General features: G+C 42.0%; 17 protein-coding genes. 8 read left to right on the top strand and 9 right to left on the bottom strand.

Going from position 1 to position 17,834, the window contains the following annotated elements:
• Positions 1–187: 187 nt before the first annotated feature.
• The 3 genes from H6A27_RS12850 to H6A27_RS12840 are packed head-to-tail and all read left to right on the top strand — an operon-like array spanning position 188 to position 3,327.
• Positions 188–1,093 carry a cytochrome c biogenesis ResB family protein gene (locus tag H6A27_RS12850; protein ID WP_204508955.1) on the top strand — a complete coding sequence of 302 codons (906 nt, stop codon included), beginning with the start codon at positions 188–190 and terminating at the stop codon, positions 1,091–1,093.
• 25 nt (positions 1,094–1,118) lie between these two features.
• Positions 1,119–1,907, top strand: a complete 789-nt coding sequence (gene ccsA, locus H6A27_RS12845) for a cytochrome c biogenesis protein CcsA (RefSeq protein WP_204508954.1) — start codon at positions 1,119–1,121, stop codon at positions 1,905–1,907.
• Positions 1,908–1,953: 46 nt separating this feature from the next.
• The gene (locus H6A27_RS12840; protein WP_204508953.1) at positions 1,954–3,327 is read left to right on the top strand and encodes a cytochrome c peroxidase; all 1,374 of its coding nucleotides are present in this window, start codon (positions 1,954–1,956) and stop codon (positions 3,325–3,327) included.
• A 127-nt stretch (positions 3,328–3,454) separates the two neighbouring features.
• Here H6A27_RS12840 and bla read toward each other — a convergent pair whose 3' ends face one another.
• The 8 genes from bla to uvrA form a co-directional block, all read right to left on the bottom strand.
• Positions 3,455–4,348, bottom strand: coding sequence for a class A beta-lactamase, subclass A2 (bla, locus tag H6A27_RS12835; protein WP_204508952.1), 894 nt, complete (start codon positions 4,346–4,348; stop codon positions 3,455–3,457).
• A 106-nt stretch (positions 4,349–4,454) separates the two neighbouring features.
• Positions 4,455–5,111, bottom strand: a complete 657-nt coding sequence (locus tag H6A27_RS12830; RefSeq protein WP_204508951.1) for a DUF1349 domain-containing protein — start codon at positions 5,109–5,111, stop codon at positions 4,455–4,457.
• 20 nt (positions 5,112–5,131) lie between these two features.
• Positions 5,132–5,719, bottom strand: coding sequence for a sugar O-acetyltransferase (locus H6A27_RS12825; RefSeq protein ID WP_204508950.1), 588 nt, complete (start codon positions 5,717–5,719; stop codon positions 5,132–5,134).
• A gap of 38 nt (positions 5,720–5,757) precedes the next feature.
• Positions 5,758–6,939 carry a DUF418 domain-containing protein gene (locus H6A27_RS12820; RefSeq protein WP_204508949.1) on the bottom strand — a complete coding sequence of 394 codons (1,182 nt, stop codon included), beginning with the start codon at positions 6,937–6,939 and terminating at the stop codon, positions 5,758–5,760.
• Positions 6,940–6,965: 26 nt separating this feature from the next.
• Positions 6,966–7,757, bottom strand: a complete 792-nt coding sequence (locus tag H6A27_RS12815; protein WP_204508948.1) for an EFR1 family ferrodoxin — start codon at positions 7,755–7,757, stop codon at positions 6,966–6,968.
• Between the two features lie 9 nt (positions 7,758–7,766).
• Entirely contained in the window at positions 7,767–9,218 is a 1,452-nt protein-coding gene (locus tag H6A27_RS12810) for a potassium/proton antiporter (protein ID WP_154044088.1), read from the bottom strand.
• Between the two features lie 190 nt (positions 9,219–9,408).
• Positions 9,409–9,894, bottom strand: coding sequence for a Cys-tRNA(Pro) deacylase (ybaK, locus tag H6A27_RS12805; protein ID WP_204508947.1), 486 nt, complete (start codon positions 9,892–9,894; stop codon positions 9,409–9,411).
• A gap of 116 nt (positions 9,895–10,010) precedes the next feature.
• A complete protein-coding gene (uvrA, locus tag H6A27_RS12800) occupies positions 10,011–12,842 on the bottom strand; it encodes an excinuclease ABC subunit UvrA (RefSeq protein WP_204508946.1) in 2,832 nt (943 codons plus the stop codon).
• A 78-nt stretch (positions 12,843–12,920) separates the two neighbouring features.
• On the opposite strand from uvrA, the gene H6A27_RS12795 reads away from it, so the two are divergent.
• The 5 genes from H6A27_RS12795 to H6A27_RS12775 all read left to right on the top strand — a co-directional run bounded on the left by H6A27_RS12795 (position 12,921) and on the right by H6A27_RS12775 (position 17,243).
• On the top strand, positions 12,921–14,711 hold the full coding sequence (locus H6A27_RS12795; protein WP_204508945.1) for a PBP1 and LysM peptidoglycan-binding domain-containing protein: 1,791 nt from the start codon (positions 12,921–12,923) through the stop codon (positions 14,709–14,711).
• Positions 14,708–15,391, top strand: coding sequence for a porin family protein (locus tag H6A27_RS12790; protein ID WP_204508944.1), 684 nt, complete (start codon positions 14,708–14,710; stop codon positions 15,389–15,391). The genes H6A27_RS12795 and H6A27_RS12790 overlap by 4 nt, the downstream gene beginning before the upstream one ends.
• A gap of 104 nt (positions 15,392–15,495) precedes the next feature.
• Entirely contained in the window at positions 15,496–16,251 is a 756-nt protein-coding gene (locus H6A27_RS12785) for an exodeoxyribonuclease III (protein ID WP_204508943.1), read from the top strand.
• Between the two features lie 8 nt (positions 16,252–16,259).
• Entirely contained in the window at positions 16,260–16,640 is a 381-nt protein-coding gene (locus tag H6A27_RS12780; RefSeq protein WP_204508942.1) for a diacylglycerol kinase family protein, read from the top strand.
• Positions 16,641–16,685: 45 nt separating this feature from the next.
• Positions 16,686–17,243, top strand: a complete 558-nt coding sequence (locus H6A27_RS12775; protein WP_420867863.1) for a phosphatase PAP2 family protein — start codon at positions 16,686–16,688, stop codon at positions 17,241–17,243.
• A gap of 22 nt (positions 17,244–17,265) precedes the next feature.
• Here the strand turns inward: H6A27_RS12775 and H6A27_RS12770 are convergent.
• On the bottom strand, positions 17,266–17,834 hold a 569-nt coding region (locus H6A27_RS12770; protein ID WP_204508941.1), incomplete at its 5' end, for a PD-(D/E)XK nuclease domain-containing protein.

The following is a 17,834-nucleotide window of genomic DNA, read 5'->3' as shown; positions in this document are numbered from 1 at the left end:
AGCTTTATTGTAAATTAATAGTTTGATCACTTCTAATTTACTAATAATCAGCGATAAGCACAACCTTTTATACATATTTATTTTATCAATTTAATTCCGCCAACGGGTATTGAAAATAGATTGTTTTTACTATTTTTGCACTCAAATACACAGAAACAACTTTCTTAAGACTTATAACGACACAAAAATGGCGAAAAATATCTACCTGATATTATTATATCCTATAATGGCAGCAGTCATTGTACAATATTTTGCAGGAAATTTCCCGTTCCATTTCTTTGAATTCCCACTGAATATTATTCTTGGGGCAATATGGATTTATTCCGTTTATATACTCTTACGCAAAAATAACTGTACCAATAATATAACAAGAGTTCTTGTATCTCCCGAAACTACAGCATTCAGCCTTTTCTTGTTTGTTTGCGGAACACTCGTCATTGGAATGTTTCCACAACTGTCAGCTATAGAAGCAGAACAAAAAGAAGGAATTTTGGGACAACTTGGATTCTACAATTTCATGTCCTCATGGATTTTTGTATCGATACTGTTTATTTTGCTTTCACATCTTGCGGCCATTACCATCAGAGGATTTAAGACCAGAAAAAAGAAAAGATGGAGATTTCTGCTCAATCATGTCGGAGTATGGCTTGCACTGGCCGGTGGCTTCTTAGGAAGTAGCGATGTGGTAACAGCCAGAATACCAGTATTCTTCGATACAGAAAACAATGAAGCTCTTACGATGGAAGGCAAGCGTTTGTTTCTTGACTATAACATGCAATTGATGGATTTCCATGCAGAATACTATCCAAACGGAATGCCCAAAAGCTATGTAGCCAATGTAAATATTTCCGACCGGCAGAACGGAGAGTCATCACAGATTAGCCTTGAGGTAAACCATCCCTACGAATATAAAATCGGTGAAGACATATATCTGGTCAGCTACGACACACACGGCGAGAAACCACAATACTGTATCTTGCAAATAGTACATCAGCCATGGAAATATATCCAACTCATAGGTATAATAATGACAATAGCCGGAGCGGCTGGAATGTTTATCGGTGGGCCTCAGAAACATACTTTCAAAAAGTAATAACAAACCTAACAACAATTGAGAAATGACAATTAACTGGGACGTATTCTATATATTCACAATTATATCCGTAATTCTATGGATTATAAGCTCTGTCGCATCGGCTACCAGAAACGGAATATCCAAAACTGCTGTTGCCACAGGCATGGCAGGATGTATAGTCTTTTTAGGATTTATCATAGGCCTGTGGATTTATCTGCAAAGGCCACCGCTCAGAACAATGGGAGAAACCAGATTATGGTATTCACAATTCATGGGAATATCGGGGCTTATCACCTACTGGAGATGGAAATACAGATGGATACTCTCCTTCTCCACTTTGGTATCGACAGTGTTCTGCATCATCAACATACTCAAACCGGAGATACACGACCAGTCGCTGATGCCTGCACTCCAAAGTGTGTGGTTCATTCCTCATGTGACAGTATACATGTTTTCATACTCAGTGCTTGGATGCGCATTCATAATCGGATGTATAGGAATGAAAAAGCATAAAGAGATTTACACCACTACTGCAGACGAACTGGTATATACCGGAACAGCCTTCCTCACCATAGGTATGCTGACTGGAGCAATATGGGCCAAGGATGCATGGGGCAACTACTGGAGCTGGGACCCGAAAGAAACATGGGCAGCCATTACATGGACCATATATCTGATGTATATACACATACGACTGCAAAGAACGTATAAAAGCAAAAGACTTCTGTACGGACTCCTCATTGCAGGATTCCTGTCACTGCAGATGTGCTGGTATGGAGTAAACTATCTTCCGACAGCACAGAAAAGTGTACATCTGTATAACAGACAATAATCCCAAAAGGAAACTACTAATACTAACATTTTAAAAAAGTGAGATTATGAAGAAGAAGATTATCTTGGCAGCATTACTGATTGCGGCGGGAGCTGTGGCAGTTTACCGCCTTGTGAATCAGGCTCCATCAGAATCGCTTGCGGCAAACGAAAGGATGCTTGCAATACTTACTGACGGAGGATGTATGGAATGCCACTCGGCAGATCCGAAACTTCCTTTCTATGCCAACTTCCCTATAGCAGGAAAACTGGTGAAAGAGGACTTAGAGAAAGGATACAGAGAGTTTGACGTAGAGCCTATGATGACTGCTCTCAAGAATGGAGAAAAAGTGGGCGAAGTCGATTTGGCAAAAGTAGAAAAGGTAATAAAGGACGGTACAATGCCATTGGCAAAATACTATCTCGTACACTGGGGATCGTCTATGACCGGCAAGAAGGCAGAGATTGCTCTGGACTGGGTAAAAAACTACAGAGCTCAGGCATATCCAAATACTCTGGCTGCAGCTGAGTTTGCAAACGAGCCAATACGTCCTATACACGATTCTATTCCTGTAGATATCCGTAAGGTTATCCTCGGAAACATGCTGTATCACGACACTCGTCTGTCTGTAGACAACACTGTTTCATGCGCTACCTGCCATCCGCTGAACACAGCCGGTGTGGACAACAAGCAGTTCTCTGAAGGAGTAAAAGGACAAATCGGTGGTGTAAACGCTCCTACTGTGTTCAACGCTCACTACAACTTCGTTCAGTTCTGGGACGGACGTGCCGCTACGCTGGCAGCACAGGCAGGCGGTCCTCCACTCAATCCTATAGAGATGGGACATACATCATTCGATGATATCTGTAAGGCTCTTTCCGCCGACAAGGCTTTCGAAAAAGCGTTCATGGAAGTATATCCTGAAGGATTTACAGAAGCTACAATCACTGATGCTATTCAGGAATTCGAACGCACACTGATAACTCCAAACTCTAAGTTCGACAAATATCTGAAAGGCGACAAGAATATCCTTACAGCAGAAGAGATTAACGGCTACGACCTGTTCAAGAAATACAACTGTGCCACATGCCACGTAGGTGAAAACCTTGGAGGACAGTCGTACGAGCTTATGGGTATCAGAGCTGACTACTTCGGCGACAGAGGTACCGAAATCACATTCGAAGACCATGGCCGCAACAAGGAAACAAAGACTGAACGCGACATGCACAGATTCAAGGTTCCTGGCCTGAGAAACATCGAGCTGACAGCTCCATATTTCCACGACGGAACAAAGAAGACTCTTGAAGAAGCTGTAATTGACATGGCTAAATACGAAGTTGGTATCACACTTACTGAAACAGAAACTGCCAATATCGTGAAGTTCCTGAAAACTCTTACAGGTGAATACAAGGGTAAGACTCTTACTAATGACAACCTGTAATTGATGACACAATCCCAATTATAAACGACAGAAATCCCGATTCGGAAACTTAAAAACAATTCCGAACCGGGATTCTTCTATATCCGTAGCCGCAGATGTACGGTACTGAAAAAGCAACGAACAGTTTTTATTGATTACTAATATTCTTATATACCATAGAAGATATTTCAGCAATTATCCTTTCCGTAGTTTCATAATCCTCGGCAGAGTCTTTCACGAATACAGTTATCAGATAACGGTCACCATTAGGCAAGTCAATAAAACCGATATCATTTATGCCAATATACCGCCCATCGGAATTCTTGTCGCCTGTTCCAGTTTTATGCCCTATCACAGCTGCAGTATTCTTCAGCGGATATGGCAATCTGCCGATACCCGTAGTACATTCCGTCATTGTTCTTTTAATAAAATCATAATATTCACCGGAAACTGCACCTCCTTCAAGAAATAAATTTATCAGGCGTACGGCTGCCATAGGTGTAGTCCAGTTGCTGTAACAGTTGTCAAGATTCTCATGCATGTCGTTTTCATCCATTTCTATTGAAAAATCTTCAATACCCAATGAACGGATATATTTGTCAGTATCTTTTACACTGAGAATACGGTTGAACAGAATGTCGCAGGCATTATTGTCACTCATCTGGAGAGTGTATTTCATCAGTTCAGATATGCTTATTCCGAAGTTTCCTTCCGGATATCGGTCGCGCAAAGGACTGTAAGTATTCTCCCTAAGCTCATCTTTTGAGATATTCAGGACTGAATCCAAGGCTATTCCGTTCTTCTGCATGTAGTCACATACAGCTAATGCCTGATGAAACTTGAAGACGCTCATCATGGGATATTTTTCGTGGTTATTTACCGTCATAGTATCAGTATCGTTTATCATAACTGCTACCCCAATCTTAGCATCGTATTTTATGATACTTTGTAGGATTTCATCTCTTAATGAGTTCAAGGAATTGGCATTTGAGACAACAGAGGCAAAAACCAACAATAAAATAGCAACTGATTTTAGTTTCATATATGTTTTTACTTAAAAGGACACAAAAAAATAATTGACAAAATTAAGCATCAGTATGATTAATTCTGCCAATTATTTATATTATAACATTTGTTATGTAAATTTATTATTCTGCTGCGTTATTTTTCAGCCATTCCTGTCTGCGCATATCCGGAAGATGTTTAACTGTAAAGTTCTCGAATTTGGCTTCAAATCCGTTTCCGTCCGGTGATGCTGCCATAATGCCAACCTTCATAGGAACATTGTCCTGCATCCACGCATTGCGCATCATGGTGTATTCCTTGTCATCGAAAGAATAGAACACCTCTACAGCATCAAGTCTTCTTACAGCCTTAATCCAGATATAAGGAACAGGTTTGTCAAGAGTAATGACACTCCAGTCGGATGTCTTATGAGTAACCACTGTACTAAGATTGTACTTGCCGTCGACAAATTCAATTCCTGCCTTGATATAATTCTCATGATCTATCCTCAACATTATACCGGCCTGATCAAATCGCGTCTTGTATTCTCCTGACACCTTTACTTTTGCTTCAAACTCACCGCCGTACGTAGCATAATAGAAAGGAGCGTCATCTACTGTAAAACCGTAATGCGATATACGCCAATAGTCACTCTGTGGAGTAACGAACATTGTCATGGTTTTACTATCCTTTATCTCCCAACTTTCCGGTTCATTAAACCAGTTCATTTTCTCCAGACTCTGTGCCGATACCGACGAAAGAGCCATCATTCCAAACAAACTTAAAATCAGTTTCTTCATATTTATAATGCTTTATGTGTTTATTCCATTCTGTATTTGTTTTTATCATCCTCGGTCAGTTCACGAATTACTCTGCAAGGATTACCGGCTGCCAAAACTCCCGAAGGTATGTTTTTTGTAACTACACTTCCCGCTCCTATAACCGCATCATCGCCTATCGACACTCCAGGCAGAACAGTCACGTTTGCCCCTATCCAAACATTATTACCTACTGTAATAGGGAAAGCATATTCCAGTCCCATATTTCTTTTCTCAGCATCAAGAGGATGACCTGCCGAATAGAAGCCACAATTAGGAGCTACAAAAACATTGTCACCAAATATTACCTTTGCGCCATCAAGGATAACGCAATTCACGTTCATATAGAAGTTCTCTCCTATTTCGATATTATAGCCATAGTCGCAATAAAAAGGCTGCTCTATCAGAAAGTTATTTCTCGTTTTTCCGAACAGTCGTCGTATTATTTCAGTACGTTCGGCAATCATTGACGGTCTCAAAGAGTTATATTCATAGCATAAATCTTTACATACTGCCCTCTCACGCAACAGTTCTTCATCGTAATTAGCATCATAGAGCAGCCCTTTATGGCATTTTTCCTTTTCAGTCATTTCTTTAAAAGCTTATATAATTATTAAATACAATACACTTACCTGACAGTAATCCATGTAAGTTTCTTCCATATCCACTCCAACGGTCCATGTCTGTGAGATGAAAGCCACCACCTGCTAAATGACAACTGTATCATAAATACAAATATCGCTATAACCAAGCACGAAGTTGCTCCTGTATATTTATATAATCCCAAGCCGAAGCCATAAAATAAAGACACACCTATTATTGACTGCACAATATAGTTTGTCAGACTCATTTTCCCATAAGGGATAAATATACGTTGGAATCTATATCCGTTTCCTGCTCCGAACCACCATATCAAAACAAAGAATGAAACCAGCAATGCCATAAAAAGGAAATTGCATATAGACGGTACTGCGATATTCAACGGCACCATAAGCGCTTCATTACCGGCTACCATTTCCGGATATGTCATCTTGATTATATTGAAAACTAAAAACAGGCTTACAGACCACAACAATACTTTTTTCCATATCATGACAGAATAATCAGATTTCTTGAATAAAGAAAGCCTTCCCGCTGCCATTCCAAACAGAAACAGTCCTCCTATTTGAAAAACACGACCGTTTTCTATCTGCCATAAATTACCATACAACTGCCCGTCGGTGATATTTGACCTCAGAATTTCCAGGAAACTACCGGACTCCATTACAGGCTTTGCCAGATTACCATACACTACCCAGTTATTCCCATATTCCAGAAAAGGAATATCGCATCCGATACAAATCAGTCTTATCCATTCAACAGGCTGAATAATCATAACCGAAGCCAATATAAGCACAGATTTTGTGGAAAGACCTGATACTGATACAAGGAAAATTCCCATAACAGAATACAACAAAAGAATATCCCCGTTATAAAATAAGGAATGAAGCTGAGAAAAAAGCATCAAAAGAATCATTCTCCACACAAATCTCCATCGAAAAGGAAGTCCACGTTTTTTTGCATTATCAAACTGAATAAAAAAGCTAAGTCCAAAAAGAAGAGAAAAAGTGGAAAAGGCTTTTCCTCCAAACAAGAACCATACCGTATCCCAAACACCTTTATCAAGAGCCGTAAGCCAATGAGGCTGACAATCCGGCATATAATAAAGATTATAGTGCTCAAAACAATGTAAAATCACTATTGCAAACAATGCAACACCTCGTAAGGCATCGACAACTTCTATTCTGTCGCTTTTCAATGTGTTATTCATATCTATAGTTTATGGTTTATTTATTATCATTTTCCTGCAAGTACCGGATGAACATATCTTCCCTTACCCACCGACACCTTGCCAAACTCAATAGCCTTAGCCGGACAACGGTGTATGCATGCCGTACACTGTACACAATCCTTTCCTTGCCATACCGGTCTGCCGTTCTGCATAACTATCATACCTGTTGGACAGACCTTAGCGCACAGTCCGCAGGAAATACACGCATCAGTACTCCGGAAAGACTGCCTGCCTATAACAAATCTCTTAAATACAGGATAGACCACATAACTCTTCAGCCACGACATTCCTGTACGGAGAATCTGAGATTCAGAATAACTACGTGTATTTATAACTTTTACAATCTGTTCCATACTACTTGGAGCCATAGCAAGTTTTTCATCCTTCACCGGCTCAGGATCTACACCGAAACCACGCATAAGAATATAGTTATTTGGCATTTTCAGCGAAAAGAAGGCTTCCAGAGGAATACATTTGTCTGCAAGTTCCTTACGCACTATCCGGTCTGTATATCCACAATCGTCACCACATGTACCAATGGCGAATACACAGTTTCCTTTCAATCCGGACAACTGTAACTCCCTGATAAAATGCAGCATGACCAATGCCGGTCCCCAGGAATGTACAGGGAATACGAAAAACAACATTTCCGCCTCATCACGCAATGTATATCTCAGACCTTCAGCCGAATGTTTCCGTATAAACCCGGAGACTTCACATAAAGGTTCATTGAAAGCATTGGATATGTATTGTGCAACCCATAAAGAATTGCCTGTAGCAGAAAAATAAAATACCATATTTTAAATTTAATCTTTCGTATTCTCCGTTATAAACAATAATTTGTCACCTACATGCAGCTCCATCTGTCCGTTCGGAATCAGGAACTCGTTTCCGCGTTTGATAAGCATCACTAGCGACCCCTTAGGAATATTCATATCAGCCAGACGGTTACCGTGTACCAACATTTCTTCATTGAGAGTAATATCATGCAGCTGCGAATCTATCTCGTCAGGTAATTCCACTCCAAACTCGTTTCCTTCCTTCTCCAAAGGCAAGTCAAGTTTAAGCCAGCGTGCCACAGAAGAGATTGTCATGCCTTGAATAACGAGTGAAAGCAAAGTGATGAAGAACACTATATTGAAAAGCTGGTTCGAACCCTCGATATTCGCAATAACAGGGTATGTGGCAAATATTATAGGCACGGCACCACGCAATCCTACCCACGACACAAAAAGTTTCGCCTTGGTACTTATTTTTCTGAAAGGGAGCAGGCATGCAAATACACTCAACGGACGCGCAACTACAATCATAAACACACCGATAAGCAATGCCACTACAGCCGTATCAAGCATCTCATGAGGGTTTACCAACAATCCCAAAGTAATGAACATTATGATCTGAAACAGCCATGTGAGACCATTCATAAATGTATTTATCTCCTTTCGATATGACAGTTTCATGTTTCCTACCACCACTCCTGCAATGTAAACTGCCAGATAGCCATTTCCTTTCAGCATATCTGTAGCCGTGAAAGTGATGAAAACCATACTGAGAAGAAGTATGGAATAAAGAGATGAATTTGACAGTCCTATCTTATTGGTAAGCCACGACATGAAACGTCCCATGGAATATCCCAAAGCACCACCTATAAGAAACTGCACAAACAAGTCTTTAATCAGAAGACCAATACTGAGAGAACTGCCGCTTGAAATAACCTGAATCAGAACTATAGTAAGCATATATGCCATAGGATCGTTACTTCCACTTTCCAACTCCAGCATAGGACGAAGGTTTTCCTTCAGATTCATTTTCTGCGAACGAAGAAGACTGAACACAGAGGCTGAATCGGTAGAAGACATTGTAGCCGCAAGAAGCAGTGACACCATGAATGTCAGCTCGATATTCGTGCTGTTCCATCCCGAAATATAGAAGATAAACAGTCCGGTAAGTAAAGTCGTCAGAAGAACTCCTACGGTAGAAAGAACTATACCTTCTTTTAGAACAGGCTTAATGTCGGTGAACTTAGTCTCCATACCTCCCGTGAAAAGGATGATACTGAGAGCCATCATACCAATGAACTGTGCATCTTCGGCACTGTTGAACTGCAACCCTAACCCATCGCTACCGAACAGCATTCCGACAAGGAGGAAAAGCAACAACGTAGGTATTCCGAAACGATAACCAGTCTTGCTTATCAATATACTGGTGAAAATAAGTACCGATCCTATCAAAAGGATATTCTCTGCTGTAAATATCATTGTTATAGTTTTTAATTATGGTTATTATAAAAAATAGGAAAAACGACTGTTCGTTTTTTACGTAAAACTGTAGTGTGAAGTGCGTAAAAACTATTGTTTGTAATGCGTAAAACTGTAGTTTGAAGTGCGTAAAACTATAGTTTGAAGCCAGAGACATGAGCACATCAGGTTATGTCAGGTTTGAAACACATCACTCAAATAATGTGCAGACTTCCGCATGGCTCACCTTAATCAAATCTGCAGGAGCTATCTTGACCTGCAATCCGCGTACTCCGGCACTGACATAGATATAATCGAAATCATTACATGTGTGATGGATATACGTAGGGAAATGTTTCTTCATACCTATCGGCGAGCATCCGCCACGAATATACCCTGTAAGCGGAAGAAGTTCTTTCATCGGGATAAGGTCGCATTTCTTGTTTCCGGACAGCTTGGCTGCCAGTTTCAAGTCTATTTCATGTTCTCCCGGAATCACACATACGAAATATCCAGACTTATCGCCATGAAGGACAAGTGTCTTGAATACCTGTTCTATATTCTCACCGAGCGTAGCGGCTACATGCACGCAACTCAAATCATTCTCATCGACCTCGTATGGCACGAGTTCGTATTTTATCTTATCCTTGTCCAACAGTCTTGCCACATTGGTCTTGGATATTTTTTCTTTAGCCATAACTTTATAATGTTATAATTTTAAACAATGTTTAAATGCCGTTTAAAAGCTATTTAAATACTTTTTAAAAGCTGGTTAAACAGCATTCATAATTACGTCTGTATAGATTAAACAATTTATTTCTGATTTAATTCTTCTTTAAGGAATTTAGGTGTATATCCTTTATCAGACATAGCCACTTCCTCAGGTGTTCCGCACGAAAGAAGCTGTCCTCCTCCCTTTCCGCCTTCAGGTCCCATGTCGATGATATAGTCAGCCATCTTTATAACATCAAGGTTATGTTCTATAACCAGAACTGTGTTTCCTTTGTCCACCAGACGGTTGAGTACATTCATCAGTACACGGATATCCTCAAAATGCAAACCTGTGGTAGGTTCGTCAAGGATGTAGAAAGTCTTTCCTGTATCTTTCTTCGAGAGTTCGGTAGCAAGTTTCACACGCTGGCTCTCTCCACCGGAAAGAGTGGTAGAAGGCTGTCCCAACTTTATATATCCCAAACCTACTTCCTGAAGTACCTTTATCTTATTCAGTATCTGAGGGACATTCTCGAAAAACTCCACAGCACGATTTATAGTCATATCAAGTACATCGGCTATGGACTTGCCTTTGTATCTCACTTCCAGTGTCTCACGGTTATAGCGTTTTCCATGACATACCTCGCAAGGCACAAGCACATCAGGCAGGAAGTTCATCTCTATGGTCTTGTATCCGTTACCTCCACAAGCCTCACATCGTCCTCCAGCCACATTGAACGAGAAACGTCCCGGCTTGTAACCGCGTATCTTTGCTTCAGGCAGACCTACAAACAGGTTTCTTATATCCGAGAACACTCCGGTATATGTAGCCGGATTTGAACGCGGAGTACGCCCAAGCGGCGACTGATCCACATTTACCACCTTATCTATATTCTCCAGTCCTTCAATACGGTCGTATGGCAAAGGGTCCTGAAGCGAACGGTAGAAATGTTGCGAAAGTATAGGTTGAAGAGTGTCGTTGATAAGTGTTGACTTACCGCTTCCAGAAACACCGGTCACACAGATAAGTGTTCCCAAAGGAAATTCCACATCCACTCCTTTCAGATTGTTTCCCTTGGCTCCGAACAGAGACAGTTTCTTGCCGTTGCCCGGTCTTCTTTGGGCAGGTATTTCTATCTTCATTTCACCATTCAGATACTGCGATGTCATAGTGTGTGTCTTCAGCATCTCCTGCGGAGTTCCTGCAAATACCACTTCACCGCCCAATCGTCCTGCCTTCGGTCCCATATCCACTATATAGTCCGATGCCAGCATCATGTCCTTGTCATGCTCTACTACTATCACCGAGTTACCTATATCTCTAAGACTTTTCAGGGAGTTTATCAGTCGGACATTATCTCTCTGATGAAGTCCGATACTAGGTTCATCAAGGATATAAAGTACATTTACAAGCTGCGAACCAATCTGTGTTGCAAGGCGGATACGCTGGCTTTCGCCACCCGAAAGACTGACTGAAGTACGGTTGAGAGAGAGGTAATCCAGTCCCACATCGAGAAGGAATTTCAGTCGGGTACATATCTCTTTCAGGATTTCCTGCGCTATTACTTTCTGTTTGCTGTCAAGATGTTCCTCCACTCCCTGAAGCCATTCATAAAGCTCACTGATATCCATAGAAGCAAGCTCGTAAATATTCTTGTCGTGCAAACGGAAATGCAGAGCCTCCTTATTCAGCCTCATCCCTTTACATTCCGGACAGACATCGGTTTTGGCAAACTGTTCAGCCCATTTCTGAGCAGTGGCCGAAGCATCCTTCTCCTGCATCATCTGTATATATTTCACTATACCTTCGTACTCCACAAAATAGTCGGACGAAGTGTGTACAAGAGAACTGTCTATCTTCAGGCGCTCGTCGCAACCGTAGAGAATCTCATTGATGGCATCGTCAGGCAGTTCGCTTACAGGCGTTTTCAGTGTAGCCTCATGACGCTCGAGCAATGCGCTGAGTTGCCAGAAAATCATGGCATTCTTATACTTGCCGAGCGGTGCTATAGCCCCTTCATATACAGAGAGAGAACGGTCCGGTATAACCTTGTCAACATCAATCAGATTGACATATCCAAGTCCCTTGCATCGCGGGCAGGCTCCCTGCGGAGAGTTGAAAGAGAAATTGTGCGGTGCAGGCTCGCGATAAGAAAGCCCCGTCACCGGACACATCAGACGCCTGCTGTAATGGCGCACACTTTCCGTCTGCGCATCAAGTATCATAAGCAGACCGTCGCCCAAGCGCATGGCTGTAGCCACACTCTGGCGCAATCTCTTATCCTCTTTCTCGGTTACTATAGTCTTGTCCACCACCACTTCTATATCGTGGTTCTTGTATCTGTCAAGCTTCATTCCGTGAGTGATTTCCCTCACTTCGCCGTCCACCCTTACATAGAGATAGCCTTTTTTGCGGACTTGCTCAAAGAGTTCCTTATAGTGTCCCTTACGGGTGCGCACCAGCGGAGAAAGAATAAAGATACGCTTTCCCTTATAGTCACGATTGATGAGTTCTATGATTTGCTCCTCGGTATATTTCACCATCTTCTCGCCCGAAAGATAGGAATATGCCGTAGCCGCACGCGCAAACAGCAAACGCAGATAGTCGTAAATCTCGGTAGTTGTACCCACTGTGGAGCGAGGGTTCTTGTTTGTCGTCTTCTGCTCGATTGATATAACCGGACTCAGTCCCGTAATCTTGTCCACATCAGGACGTTCCATTCCTCCGAGAAAGTTTCTGGCGTATGCGGAGAATGTCTCTATATACCTGCGCTGTCCCTCAGCGAAAATGGTATCGAAAGCAAGCGACGACTTACCGCTTCCACTAAGCCCGGTGATTACCGTAAGGCTGTCGCGCGGTATTTCGACATCTATATTTTTCAGATTATGTACACGTGCTCCCTGCACGCTTATCGTTTCTTTTCCTTCTGTCATATCTTAATATTCAGTGAAACATTGCAAAGATAATGCTTTTTTCGTACTTTTGCCCGTAAATAATCATATAGCTGAAAAATGAAATTTATTCAATCTGTTTTTCTTGCACTGGCAATCATGGCCGGAAGCAGCATCAACGTAATGGCTCAGGCAACAACCGAGAGCGGATATTTCCTACACACAGTAACCAAAGGCCAAAGCCTATACTCGATATCAAGCATGTACAATGTCACGATTGACGACATTGTACGCCTTAACCCCGGAAGCGACAAACAAATCCGCGAAGGAGCCGCACTGAAAATTCCACAGGCGACTGCCACCAATTCCGACAAGCCTGTGTTCCATACAATACAGGCAGGCGAGACATTGTATCGTCTTTCTGTAAAATACAATGTCACCACACAGGCTATATGCGAAGCCAATCCCGGACTGAGCAGCAGCAACTTCCGCTCAGGCCAGGTTATAGTAATACCTGTACAGTCGCAATCTCCTGTACTTGAAACATCTCAGCCAACAGTCAAAGATGAACCAACAGAAAAGAAGAACGACTGGAAAGACATGCACAAGGTTGAAAGAAAAGAAACTATCTACAGCATCAGCCGCGAATACGGTATAACCGAAGAAGAACTTATTGCAGCAAATCCTGAACTGAAAAAAGGAAAACTGAAAAGAGGGACTTTCCTTTTCATCCCATACGGGAAAAATGACAGAAAAGAACAAAGCACAGAAAACGTCACTAAAGAACTTACCAACGAAGAAATCTTCAATCAATACGAAAGCACTCAAAAAGACATCAATACCATAAAGGCGGCTGTAATGATTCCGTTCATGACAGGACAGACTACCAACAAGGATGATCAAATAAGAATGGTGGAGTTCTATGAGGGATTTCTTATGGCAGTGGACAGTCTGAAGAAACAGGGCGTATCAATAGACCTCTATGCATACGACACAAAAGGAAGCTCTGCAACGACAAACAATATCCTTGCTAAAAAGGAAATGAAGGATATGGATATCATTTTCGGACCTGCAAAAACACAAAATATTGATGAGCTTGCAGCATTTGCCGACAAGAACAACATTCGTCTCGTAATTCCTTTTACACCAAAAGTGGACGAGGTTTTCAATAATCCTCATATCTATCAGGTAAATACACCACAGTCATATCTGTATTCCGAGGTTTACGAACACTTCACACGTAAATTCACCGACAGTAACGTTATATTCCTGAATGCAGGCAACGGCGACATAGAAAAGGATGAATTTGTAAAAGGAATGAAGACCGAACTTAAAAACAAAGGAATAAAATACCGTGATTTCATTGTAACAGACAATTTTTACGAAATTACCACAGTTATGGATACACTTAAAAACAATGTATTCATACCTACTTCAGGCAAAAGTACCGCATTGGTAAAAATACTACCTCAGCTTACACAAATACGCAGGGAAAGACCAAACTATCAGATAAACCTGTTCGGCTATCCTGAGTGGCAGACATATACAAACGATTATCTGGCAAGTTTTTACGAAATAGGCACTTACTTCTATTCATCATTTTATACAAACAATCTTTTCCCGGCAGCTATAAATTTCACACATTCATACCGCCGCTGGTACAGTAAAGATATGGCGAACATCTATCCTAAATATGGTATGCTTGGTTACGATATAGCCTATTTCTTTCTGAAAGGATTGTCGAAATATGGAAACAAACTGGAAGAGAACCTAAGCTCAATTCATGTTACGCCTATACAGACAGGCTTCAAGTTTGAAAGGGTAAACAACTGGGGAGGATTTATAAACCGCAAAGTATTCTTCGTACATTTCTCAAAGGATTATGAACTGATAAAACTCGACTTTGAATGATAAAAAAAATATATTTACCCATACTGCTAAGCATAATCTGCTGGCTTAATGTTTCTACGCTTCAGGCACAGCTGCAGGAGCAAAAGCATAACTTTTCCATTGGAATCAGTGGTGGTGTCAACCTTGGCAATGTTGACTTTTCACCACGAATAAAACAAGGCTATCTCATAGGTCCTCAAGCCGGATTTACCGCCAGATATATATCCGAAAAATATTTCAGCATGATATGTGGTATCCAGGCCGAGGTAAACTATTCGCAACGCGGATGGAAAGAAGTGATAGAGGATAACAGCGGAGACAGCTATCAGCGAGCTATGAATTATGTAGAAATACCTTTTATGGCACATCTTGCTTTCGGCAAGGAATACGGAAACGGTGCCCGCTTCATTCTTAACCTCGGTCCGCAGATAAGTTTCCTTATCAATGAAAAAGAGAAACACGCCATGCCTTCAATAGAAAAGGAACAATATGGTAAGGCAGCCGAAAACGGTTTCGACTATGGACTGATAGGCGGAGGCGGTGTGGAAATACGTACCGGTATAGGTCACTTCCTGATTGAAGGCAGATACTATTTCGGACTTAGCGATTTCTTCAACACAACAAAGAAAGACTACTTCTCGCGTTCGGCACATACTTATATATGTGGAAAAATAACTTATCTTTTTGATATAACGAAGTGAGGTTTCAGTTGACAAATCGACAAGATAACAAGGTGTCACTAAAGCCTTGTAAACTCGTAACTGAAGCCTTATAACCTATTTTAATTTTTAATTATTAATTCAATATGCGCCTTATTTCATGGAACGTAAACGGAATCCGCGCCTGCTGCGACAAAGGTTTCCGTGATTCTTTCAAGGCACTTGATGCCGATTTCTTCTGCCTGCAGGAAACAAAAATGCAGGAAGGACAGTTAGACCTCAGTTTCGAAGGATATACTTCATTCTGGAATTATGCCGAAAAGAAAGGCTATTCCGGTACAGCCATATTCACACGCCATCAGCCATTGAACGTCACTTACGGCATAGGCATTGACGAACACGACCACGAAGGACGTGTAATCACACTGGAAATGGAAAACTTCTTCCTCGTGACAGTATATACTCCAAACTCGCAGGACGGACTAAAACGTCTGGACTACCGAATGACTTGGGAAGACGATTTCAGAGCATACATCAAGAATCTTGACAGCAAGAAACCGGTATTGGTGTGCGGCGACCTGAACGTGGCGCACAAGGAAATAGACCTGAAAAATCCGAAGACCAACCGCATGAACGCCGGATTTACCGACCAGGAAAGAGAGAAGTTCCAGACTCTGCTCGATGCAGGTTTTATAGATACTTTCCGCCATTTCTATCCCGACATGGAAAATATCTACTCGTGGTGGTCATATCGCTTCAAAGCTCGCGAGAAGAATGCAGGGTGGCGTATTGACTATTTCGTCGCATCAGCACGCCTTGCGGGCAAACTTCAGGGAGCCAAAATACACACAGAAATATTCGGTTCGGACCACTGCCCTGTGGAAGTAACCATCGATTTATAAAATAAAAAATGAAGAACGACGGGTTCACACTCAGAAAAAGACTCAGGAGCTTCAAATTTGCCTTTAACGGAATAAAACTCCTCATAACCAAAGAGCACAACGCATGGATACACTGTTTTGCTGCGGTCTGCGTCATAATTGTCGGATTTGCTTTCGGCATTTCAACTACAGAATGGATAGCGGTAACGTTTGCCATTGGAACAGTGCTTGCCGCAGAAGCCGTGAACTCGTCTATCGAAGCTATAGCCGATTTAGTTTCTCCCGGATATAACGAGGCTATCAAACGCACTAAAGACCTTGCTGCAGGAGCCGTACTCATACTTGCCATAGCGGCAGCCATAGTAGGACTGATAATATTTGTCCCTAAAATCATTGAGGCATTCGGTTAATCAGACTTCCGAGTAAACATTTCCCAATACGACCATCGACTTATGATTAAAAAGATTACCATATTATTCATAACGTGCATACTGTCATTTTCAGTCAGCGCACAAACCATCGAAGTTACCGGAAGCCGTAAAGCAGTCCGCACATCGGGTGATGTAGGTGCTGTTCTTCTACCGGTAGCCGGACTGACCGCTATTCTTATAAACAAGGACTGGCAAGGATTAAAACAGGGTGTATTTTCCGGTATAACTACCCTGGGAGTGACATTCGCACTGAAATATGCAGTAAAGAAGGAACGTCCTGACCACAGCGACTTCCACTCCTTCCCTTCCATGCACACATCAGTATCGTTTACGGCTGCTTCCTTCATCCAGCGCCGCTATGGCTGGAAATGGGGAGCACCTGCATACGTGCTGTCCACGTATGTAGGCTGGAGCCGCGTTTATGGAAAGAAACACGACTGGTGGGACGTTGCCGCCGGAGCCGTTATCGGTACTGCAAGCTCATACATATTCACACGCCCGTTTGCAAAAAGACATAACCTTACGATAAGTCCCGTAGCAGGTGACGGCCATTACGGGGTTTATGCTTCGATGAATTTCTGATAAAAAGAAAAATTCATTTCCTTCAGACCGTTTTCCAATCCCCTATCGTTCCGGTTTCGGAAGAGAAACTTGCCCCTATCTTATAAAGGGTACGTGTATCCGAAGCGTATTCATTGGCATAACCTTTCTCTTCTATCTGACGCAGCGCATCATCCGCCGTGCCGTCCAGCTTGAACTCGAAGATATAGACATATTGAGGTGTCTCAAGCACGCAGTCCACACGACCCTGGCTCTGCACTTTCTCAACATAAACGGTATAGACGCTTATCAGGCGGAGTATAAGATAAAACGTATATTGGAAGTAGCGTTCGCGCTCCACCTCATCGTCTTTGCGGCGCATAGTATAGGGGATGCTCGAAAGAAAGGAGGTGAAAAGACTGCACAGTCTGTCGGTATCGCCTGCCCGCAACGTACGTACCACATCACGAATCCAACCGCCCGTCTCTTCTGAGGGTTTCAGATAAGATGAAGCCAGAGCAGTCAGGAAACCGTTCTTGACCTCATTGTTCGGAAAGTCAAGAAGGAAAGTATTGAACTCCATATCGTAATCCTTGATGGTCAGGTAACCGCTCTGATATATCATAGGAAGCG

Origin of the sequence: Bacteroides caecigallinarum (assembly GCF_016902295.1) — a bacterium.
Taxonomy (GTDB): Bacteria; Bacteroidota; Bacteroidia; order Bacteroidales; family Bacteroidaceae; genus Phocaeicola; species Phocaeicola caecigallinarum_A.
This window is presented reverse-complemented; position numbering and strand designations above follow the sequence as displayed.